The organism is Bacteroidota bacterium (genome assembly GCA_016713925.1).
In the GTDB taxonomy this organism is placed as follows: domain Bacteria; phylum Bacteroidota; class Bacteroidia; order AKYH767-A; family OLB10; genus JAJTFW01.
The window spans coordinates 37443-47088 of sequence record JADJOH010000007.1 but is presented as its reverse complement, the minus strand read 5'-3'; the positions used below and the strand labels follow the sequence as shown (position 1 = coordinate 47088).

The following is a 9646-nucleotide window of genomic DNA, read 5'->3' as shown; positions in this document are numbered from 1 at the left end:
AACTCTAATAAAATTCGATCATTTCAACCCTCATTAAAAAGCGAAAGGCCCTCATTTTCATGAAGACCTTTCGTTTCTATTTTACAATTATCAATTCGTCTTTTTCTTGTCCAAATCGATTACAATCGGTGTAGCTATACAAAGTGAACTGTAGGTTCCAACGATGATACCAATCAACAAGGCGAAGGTAAATCCACGGATGACATCACCACCGAAGATAAAGATCGCGAGGAGTACGAAGAAAGTCGTTAACGAGGTATTCATCGTACGGCTCAAGGTAGCGTTGAGGGCGTTGTTAATGATCAGTTTCTTATCGGAATGGGGGTGAATGCCCAGGTACTCTCTTATCCTGTCAAATACCACTACGGTATCGGTCATGGAGTAACCCATAACGGTCAGCACTGCTGCAATAAAGTCCTGGTTGATCTCCAGAGTGAATGGAAGGATACCATTGAAGATAGAGAAGATGGAGAGAATCATCAATACGTCATGCACCAGGGCGACAGTAGCACCCAAACCATATTGCCATTTTTTAAATCGCAGAAGGATATATACGAACATCAACGCACAGCCAAACAATACGGAGCCCAATGCGGAAGATTTAATATCATCGGCCACTGTTGGTCCAACCTTTTGGGAGTTGATGATTTTGCTCGCTTTAAATGCGGCCATATCCATGTTTCCAAAATAGCCCTTCAACCCTTCATACAATGCACCGGTAACTTTCGCTTCAGCCTCTGCAGTATTCTCTTCAATCTGAAAAGCAGTTGTAATTTTTAACCGGTTATCTGTTCCAAATGTTTTCACATCCGGTGCTTCTCCGAACGGAGCTGCCAAGGACTGACGTACTTCCTGAGTAGAAACCGATTTGTCAAACTGCACTACATAAGTACGTCCACCTTCGAAATCCACACCAAAGTTGAGCCCTTTAATCATGATCGATACAATACCGGCCACAATTACAAGTCCGGAAATCATGTAATACTTCTTCCGGTTTTCAACGAAAGGAAGGTTGATGTTCTTGTAGGCGTTCTTTGAGAATTCATTCCAGAAAGAAATTTCTTTATTTCTATCCAGCAACCATTCAAATACCAGACGACTGATGAATATCGCGCTGAACAATGAACAGAGGATACCAATGATCAATGTAGTGGCGAAACCTTGTACCGGACCACTACCGAAAGCGTAGAGGATGATACCCAATAACATCGTAGTTACGTTTGAGTCGATGATAGAGGAAAGTGCATGCTTGTAACCATCCGAAATGGCGAGTCGGATACCTTTACCCAGACGCAGCTCTTCACGAATCCTTTCAAAGATGAGGATGTTGGCATCTACCGACAAGGCGATGATCAGCACGATACCTGCGATACCGGGTAATGTTAAAACGGCACCGAGAGAAGCTAGAACACCCATGATGAAAAACATATTACAGATAAGGGCTATATCAGCAACGATACCCGCTTTACTATAATAGATGGCCATGAAGATGAATACGATCAACAGGGCAACAAGGAAGGAAATCAATCCATTGTTGATGGCTTCCTGTCCCAAAGACGGACCAACAACTGCTTCTTCAACAATACGTGCCGGAGCAGGAAGCTTACCGGCTTTCAGAATATTTGCCAGATCTTTCGCTTCGTTAATTTCAAAGTTACCGGTGATACTTGAATTTCCACCCGGAATTTCACCCTGCACATTCGGGAAACTGTATACATAATTATCAAGAACGATAGCAATAGATTTACCCACATTCTCTCCTGTCAGACGCTTCCAGATTTTAGCGCCTTCGGGATTCATACGCATACTGATTTCAGGCTTGCTGTTAAATTGTCCGAAATCCTGACGCGCATCCGAAATAGCAGACCCATCTAAAGGAGCATTCCCATCACGGCTTGTACCTTTAATAGCGATTAATTCAAGGGTTGGGGAATCTGCAGTGCGGGGCTTAACTGTCCAGAGCAATTGAAGATTTTTCGGCAACGCTGCTTTCACATCTGTACGCGCTAAAATCTCATTCACTTTAGCGGTATCCTTAATCAGGGAATAACCCACCACACATTGCTTATCCACGATATTTTTTTCATCCTGTGTTCTTACCTGACCATCTGCAGGGAATAAAACAGCAAACAAAGGATTCTCACGGGCAAACTCTTCAAAAGATTTTCCACCGGCAGTATCCTTCTTCGCAGTAGTGTCCGTGCCCATTTTCTCCAATAAAGAAGAAGTGGAATCCGCCTTTACCGAATCAATAGTTGCAACGGCAGCGGAAGTATCCGGAGTAGAGGAACCGGTCAAACTTTTTAGCAGTGAATCTTTCTTGTTTTCATTGGCCAGCAAGGTATTCACCGCTACCAATCCGGGAGCTACTTCACCGAAAGTATAGGTCTCCCAGAATTCCAGTTTCGCTGTTCCTTGAAGCAGTTTACGCACGCGATCCGGTTCCTTCACGCCGGGAAGTTCAACCAAAATACGACCGGAGCCGAGCTGTTGAATATTCGGCTGAGATACTCCGAATTTATCGATACGCGTACGAAGAATATTAAATGAACGACTGATGGCAGACTCTGCTTCTTCCTTCAGGACTTTCAGCACTTCCTCATTCGTCGACTTAAATTTAATTTTATCCTGATTCTCGATGTTCGCGAAAACGGCTGCGAGACTGGCATTCGGATCTACCTCAGTAAAGGCCTGACCAAAGAGGGTCACGAAATCCTTATTACTGTTTCGTTGAAGTTCTAAAGCTCTGTCGATCGCCTTTTTGAAGGTGGGGTCTACCGCGTTCTGGCCGGCCATTGACCGCACCATATCCACCACAGAAACTTCCATGGTCACGTTCATTCCACCTTTTAAGTCGAGACCGAGATTCAGCTCTCTTTCTTTACACTCCCGATAGGAATAGTCCTTAACACCCAGATTATAAACGCCTTTCGACGCAATCGAGTCCAGATAACCTTTTTCTTTGTTTAGATCGCCGTTGGCATATTCCCTTGCATCGCTTTCAACACCTTTTGTAACGAGTGTAAACGAAAGTTGATAGAGGCAAACGAGTGCCAGAATGATAGCAAATAGCTTAATCGCACCTTTACTTTGCATTGATATTTCAGATTAATTTATAGAGCCGGCAAATATAGGAGATGGCGGCTTACGAAACAATTTAATGAAAGGTTTAAAATCAACCCCTTTAAGAATACAAACATCTGATAATCAAAATTCTATTTGATTGGAAGTAAAATCGGAGCTTCTGTTATCAAATTAATATGAATGCAGATACCCTTTGAACGTCATTTCATAAGATACCGGTGATTCAGTGTGTTGCAAAAAAGGAATCCACACTTTCGATTCATTTTTATGCTTTCTCTTCTTTTTGAATGGGTGAAGAAGAATCAGAGGATGCAAAGAAGCTTATTCCTAATTTCGAACCGTGTCATTAAGGATCATCATCAGCGTCACTTCCGATCTGGTCACCGACCAACGGGTGAACCGTACTGCATCCACTTTAAAGGAGGCCGGTTACAAAATCCCGGTCATCGGTCGGCGTCTGGCGGATTCTCCGGAACTTGCGGGCAGACGCTATCGCAGCTTAAGATTCCGGCTATGGGCAAACAAAGGAGCTGCCTTTTACGCCTTTTACAACATCCGACTTTTTGGTATTTGTTATGGCATCATGCCGACATTCTGCTCAGCAATGATCTGGATACTTTACCCGCCAACTATCTTATTTCAAAAATTAAAAAAATTCCGCTCGTTTACGATAGTCACGAGTACTTCACAGGAGTACCGGAGTTGACCAACAGAAAGAAGATTCAAGCGATCTGGAAAAAAATCGAGTCGGCGATTTTACCGCATATTAAATATGCTTTTACCGTTAATGCTAGTATCGCCTCGCTCTATAAACAAGAATATGGAATTGACTTCCATGTCATCCGTAATCTACCTGAAACCAATCGCACGATTAACAGAGATAAAACACTTCTTCGCAGAGATCTGGGCTTACCTGCAGATCAGTTTCTGATTATCCTTCAGGGGGCGGGGATTAATATTCAGCGCGGAGCGGAAGAAGCGGTGATGGCCATGCAATATCTGGACAACACCTTGCTGCTAATTATTGGAGGTGGAGATGTTTTTCCGGTATTGAAAGAGATGACTATCACTTTAGGACTGCAAAACAAAGTACGCTTTGAAAGCAGGAAACCGCCCAACGAATTAGCACTTTATACCTATGCCGCGGACCTGGGATTAAGTCTCGACAAAGACACGAACATCAATTACCGGTTCAGCTTACCCAATAAACTATTCGACTACCTGCATGCCGGAATTCCCGTTTTAGCGAGTGATCTGCCGGAAGTAAAAAACATCGTTGAAAAATATGGTATCGGACGTATCTCCAAAAGCCATGATCCAAAAGCTCTCGCTACCATTATCCATGAGATGCTGAATGACAAAGAAGCGAATCAGATTTGGACAAAAAACATTGCTGATGCATCCCGAGAGTTGAATTGGGAGACGGAAAGAAACAAACTATTGGCCATCTTCAACTCCATTGAAAAATAAAAATCTACATATCATTTCCTTTGATGTCCCTTATCCGGACAATTACGGCGGCGTCATTGATGTGTTTCATAAAATAAGACATCTGCATCAGGCCGGCGTGAAAATCACACTACATTGCTTCACTTACGGTCGCGACAAGAGCGTGGAATTAGAAAAATTTTGCGAAAGCGTATATTATTATCCCCGCCACACCGGCAAGTTGAAGTTGTTCAACACTCTTCCTTATATAGTCATCTCCAGAACGCATCCGGAGCTTTTAAAAAATCTTCGTAAGAACGATGACCCGATTCTCTTCGAAGGTTTACACACCACCAATCTTCTATCGGAACCGGATATACGAAAAAGAAAAACGATTGTACGAACCCATAATATCGAGCACGAATATTACAGTCATCTTGCGCAACTGGAACGACATCCGTTTAAGAAAATATATTATACAACAGAGTCTAAAAAATTATGGAAGTACGAATCCCTATTGAAACATGCCGGACGAATTGCAGCTATCAGTAATGACGACTTTCACTATTTTCAAAACAAATATGGAAATACAATATCAGTACCTGCCTTTCACGCTTTTGATGAAGTTTCGTCTCTGACAGGACAAGGAGACTTCTGCCTGTATCACGGGAACTTATCCATTGCAGAAAATCACGAGGCAGCACTCTGGCTAATAGAAGAAGTACTACCTCTCCTCCATCAACAAATTGTTATAGCGGGGCAACATCCCAGAAGCGAACTTCGACAAAAAGCAGCCAGGCACCCGAAGATTAAACTGATCCAAAACCCTGATCATCTGGAAATGGATCGGTTGATTCAACAAGCACAGGTACATCTGCTTCCTGCTTTTCAAAACAGTGGTATAAAGCTCAAGTTACTGCATGCCTTATACCGGGGGAGATTTGTCGTCGCGAATGCTATGATGACAGGAGGCAGCGGGTTAGAAAGCATTTGTCAGGTCGCGGAAACCCCAACGGATTTTGCCCATGCTGTACAATCCGTATTGGAGAAAACATTTAGTTTGGAAGAAATATCCTTTCGTAAAAAATTACTGGAAGAAAAATTTTCAAATGCAGCGGGGGCCGCTCAACTCATTCAGTTATTGGACAGCGACTGGTGACCGGAAGCAGAACCTTCCACATGCGAAAGACGTCCTTGCTCTACCTTCTCCACTCTGGAGGGGAAACGTTCAATCAGGGAATAATTATGCGTCACCATCACCACGGCACGACTATTACGACTCACATCAAAAAGCAAGTTCATAATTTCATTGCTGGTCTCCGGATCCAGGTTTCCGGTGGGCTCATCGGCAAGAATCAAATCGGGATCATTCAGCAAGGCCCGGGCAATCACCAAACGCTGTTGTTCCCCTCCTGATAATTCATGCGGCATCTTAAAGCCTTTCGTACCCAGACCTACCTTTGTTAATACTTCCGAAACCCGTTCTTCCATTTTTGCCTTTTCTGTCCAACCGGTAGCTTTCAGATAAAACATCAGATTTTCCTTTGCTGAACGATCTGTCAGGAGTTGGAAGTCCTGGAAAATAATTCCCAATTTCCTTCTCAACTTAGGAACATCGCCATTCTTCAGATTATGCAAATCGAATCCGGCCACTCGTCCTTCACCCTGAGGCATGGGAAGATCACCGTACAGCAACCGCATCACACTACTTTTACCACTCCCTGTTTTACCGATCAGGTACACAAATTCCCCGCGTTGCACTTCAAGATTTACATCATTCAGTACAAGGTTCTTATTTTGAAAAACACTGACATGTTTCAAATCGATAATAGTATCAGACATTCTATTTGTATTTATGAAAGCGTTAAAGTTCTAATTTATGGACTTTACCGAATGCAATTTCATTCAGAAAGTTCATGATTTTTTGTTCATGTACAGCAACGCCGGCTTTCACCAATGCCTTTTCCGGCCGGTCGAGACGGAAATAAGCCAACAGGGTAAACTGCTCGTCACGCAATTGGACATAGTCCGGAATCTTTGCTTTTCCCTGAATTTTAAGAAGGTAATAGATGGCCATTGTTGCTTCAGAACATTCAGGGACATCGGACAGATCTTTCTCTATTTCCGGATTTTCCGATTACCTTAAATGTTAATAATGCAAACTTAAGACGAAAATCCACCATTTTAACCTAAAATCAGGTCATCAAAAGCCAACTTATCCACTATAAAAGCTAAAAAAGTAATCGAATGGAAACGTTCATGAAGACCAGGCTCCATCGTGAGTTTATTAAATGAGAGAGACCTTCTTGTCCTGAATCGTATCGATGTTCACGATGCTGCTTCAGGGCAGGAAGGTCTCCGCCAACTATTTTATTAAGTAATTATCGTTTACTTGTCTTCTTACTTCCAAATCCAACCGGGCTACCTACACGTGCCATAGCACAGCGGAATCCGAGCCAATCTGTTGCTTGCTCCTGATCGAGGAAACGACGGGCACCGGGAGTCATGTAGTACACACGATCTTTCCATGAACCACCTTTTACCACACGAGCTTTATCATCGATAAGCGTAGTATTTCCGGATGCATACGTAGCGTAATCCGGCTCATCACCATCGACATAATTGATATTATCTGCCTTTTGGTAATTTCTACGGCTAGCTGCTTCCTGTTCAGTTACATCACGCAATTGAATTCTGCCCAACGTATCTTTCTCCGTCACAGAACCTTCTTCATCCGTCACCTGAGTTTGGAAAACGTTTCCGCGGAACGACCTGAAATCTGATTTATCTTCGTGAGAAAGTGGACGATATACATCCATTACCCATTCTGCTACGTTACCGGCCATATTATAAATACCGTAATCGTTCGGCACATAGGAGTACACAGGTGTAGTGATATCACCATTATCGTTCAGGCGACCGGAAACTCCCATATTGTCACCTCGTCCACGTTTAAAGTTGGCGAGCATTTCTCCCTGCCATTTATCTTCAGAATTACGTACGCCGTGACCATTCCATGGGTATAATTTTCTTTCGTTTACATTTTCAAACACGGTATTGCCAATCAAACTCAGGGAGGCAAATTCCCATTCCGCTTCGGTGGGCAGGCGATAACGAGGTAAAAGAATACCATCTTCCATTCTCACTTTACGCGAATCTACGTTGGGATTCAGATCCTGAAGGGGACTCTTAACAAGACCTTCATACTGACCGGCGAGGTAGGAGTCGGTATTAAAATTATCTTCATTCACCTGAGCGGGATTAACACGAAGGATCCCTTCTCTGATCAGAATTTGTTCGTTCACACGATCCGTTCTCCAGGAGCAGAAGTCATTGCATTGCAACCAGTTCACACCCACAACAGGATAATCCTGATAAGCAGGGTGACGTAAATACAATTCTACATAAGGTTCATTGAATGCCAAACGATCACGCCATACTAATGTATCCGGTAAGGCTTTACGCTGCACCTCGGGATAATCCGTTCCAAAAACGCGACCCAGCCAGTAGATATATTCCAGCCAGTAGGTATTTGAAACTTCGGTTTCATCCAGATAATAAGAAGAGACCGTTACACGACGAGGGATATTATCCCAGTCCTGAACGACATCCTGTTCGGTTCGACCCATAACGAAAGTACCACCTTCAATCAACACAAGCCCGGGCCCGGTTTCCTGTTCAGTGTACGGAACGACTTCAAAACCGCCGTTACGTTCATCGTTATAATTCCAGCCTGTAGATCCGGATTTTTGGTAGTTGTTACAGGCTGTAAAAACCATCATTCCCAGTCCGAGGAAGGGAAGAAAATGATTTTTAATGTTCATGTTTATGAGTATTTGGGTGAGACAAATATGCGAAATAACTAAAAACTAGGGCAGCTTATTGCACGGAATCTTTTCTTTTTGGGTCTGCATTCGAATTGCAATCCCAAGCTCAGTTCGTGCGAGCCACCTGTGGCATTACTTAAGGCTGAGACAGTTACGTCATAACTATAGCCGAATTTGAAGATGCCTTTTTGAAGTCCGATCAGGGCAATAAAACTATCACTGGATAGAAATTTATCGCTTCCGAAGTTACCTCTGTACCATAATCCTCCAACAATAGGTGAATGAAGGATATACATTCCAATATTTATTTGATTGAACGCTGCTTGTTGCTGATAAAGTACATTGGGAGAAATAAATGTTCCTTCGTCGCGGTTGATTCTTCCTCTGTAACCACGGCTATACGTATCCCCGATAGGCAGCATAGCACCAAGGTGAGCAGTATATTTTCGGGGTAATTTTGAGGTGCCTTTAACAATAAAGGCTTCATCCGGTTCAGTCAGATGGTGCGCTGCAAAACCTCCGTACACTTTACTGGTATAAGCGAGGACACCGGCACTGAAATCCATGAAATTCCTTGATTCGGTTGGTCTTAATTCCTGTGTTGAATAAACGAATCCATAACGGGGATCGATCATATCACCGAAAGTCAACTTATTAAAATCCAATCTCTTTTGAACATAAGTGGCCTGAAGCCCCATACGCATGGAGAACTTTCTGTTCACATTCAACTGATAAGCATACATCCCGCTGATATTCGTGGTAGAAATCGTACCCTCCCCTGCTTTATCATTCAATACCAATAATCCAACACCTCCATTAATAATGTCAAAATGCTGATCATAGCTCGCACTGGTAGTAATGTAAGTCTCTTTTAAGGCCGGCCATTGATTACGGTAATTTATGTTCACACGCGGGCATCGTGAAGACCCTGCAAAAGCCGGATTAAGATAGAGCGGGTTTGCATAGAACTGGGTAAATTGAGGGTCCTGTGCATCGGCCACAAGGCTTACTGCTATCATCAGACACAGGAGTACACGTTTGAGCATATTCAGATCTTTTTCTATTTGTTATACGAAGAATCCTATTTTTGTTTCGAATCTAACGTATAATAACTGCAATAATTCCAATGGGCAGGCGTTGATAATGGAACTTGCACCAAACTTCAAAGATGCAAAATCCGTTGTAGATATAGCACAAATTTATACTATTATTTAAATACGAAATGCGGAATCGTTCACAAACCTTACCTACACCCCCTGATTTCCACAGCAAATTTTACTTTAATAAAACAATTAAGGACCTCCTTA

7 protein-coding genes are annotated in these 9646 nt (G+C 42.9%); 2 read left to right on the top strand and 5 right to left on the bottom strand.

Annotated elements, in window-relative coordinates; genetic code table 11:
- Positions 1–90: 90 nt before the first annotated feature.
- Positions 91–3096 (bottom strand): protein translocase subunit SecDF, encoded by a 3006-nt coding sequence (gene secDF, locus IPJ86_08310; protein ID MBK7887292.1) that lies wholly within the window; start codon positions 3094–3096, stop codon positions 91–93.
- A gap of 501 nt (positions 3097–3597) precedes the next feature.
- On the opposite strand from secDF, the gene IPJ86_08305 reads away from it, so the two are divergent.
- Together IPJ86_08305 and IPJ86_08300 are read left to right on the top strand one after the other, a co-directional pair.
- Complete coding sequence (locus tag IPJ86_08305; GenBank protein ID MBK7887291.1) at positions 3598–4554, top strand: glycosyltransferase; 957 nt, start codon at positions 3598–3600, stop codon at positions 4552–4554.
- Entirely contained in the window at positions 4544–5671 is a 1128-nt protein-coding gene (locus IPJ86_08300; GenBank protein ID MBK7887290.1) for a glycosyltransferase, read from the top strand. The genes IPJ86_08305 and IPJ86_08300 overlap by 11 nt, the downstream gene beginning before the upstream one ends.
- On the opposite strand, the gene IPJ86_08295 is transcribed toward IPJ86_08300, so the two are convergent.
- The 4 genes from IPJ86_08295 to IPJ86_08280 all read right to left on the bottom strand — a co-directional run bounded on the left by IPJ86_08295 (position 5647) and on the right by IPJ86_08280 (position 9385).
- Positions 5647–6354, bottom strand: a complete 708-nt coding sequence (locus IPJ86_08295) for an ATP-binding cassette domain-containing protein (GenBank protein MBK7887289.1) — start codon at positions 6352–6354, stop codon at positions 5647–5649. The two genes, IPJ86_08300 and IPJ86_08295, sit on opposite strands and share 25 nt — an antisense overlap.
- Before the next feature lie 22 nt (positions 6355–6376).
- Positions 6377–6589, bottom strand: a complete 213-nt coding sequence (locus IPJ86_08290) for a fructose-6-phosphate aldolase (GenBank protein ID MBK7887288.1) — start codon at positions 6587–6589, stop codon at positions 6377–6379.
- Between the two features lie 304 nt (positions 6590–6893).
- A complete protein-coding gene (locus IPJ86_08285) occupies positions 6894–8336 on the bottom strand; it encodes an SUMF1/EgtB/PvdO family nonheme iron enzyme (protein MBK7887287.1) in 1443 nt (480 codons plus the stop codon).
- A 38-nt stretch (positions 8337–8374) separates the two neighbouring features.
- Entirely contained in the window at positions 8375–9385 is a 1011-nt protein-coding gene (locus IPJ86_08280; GenBank protein MBK7887286.1) for a type IX secretion system membrane protein PorP/SprF, read from the bottom strand.
- Positions 9386–9646: the final 261 nt, after the last annotated feature.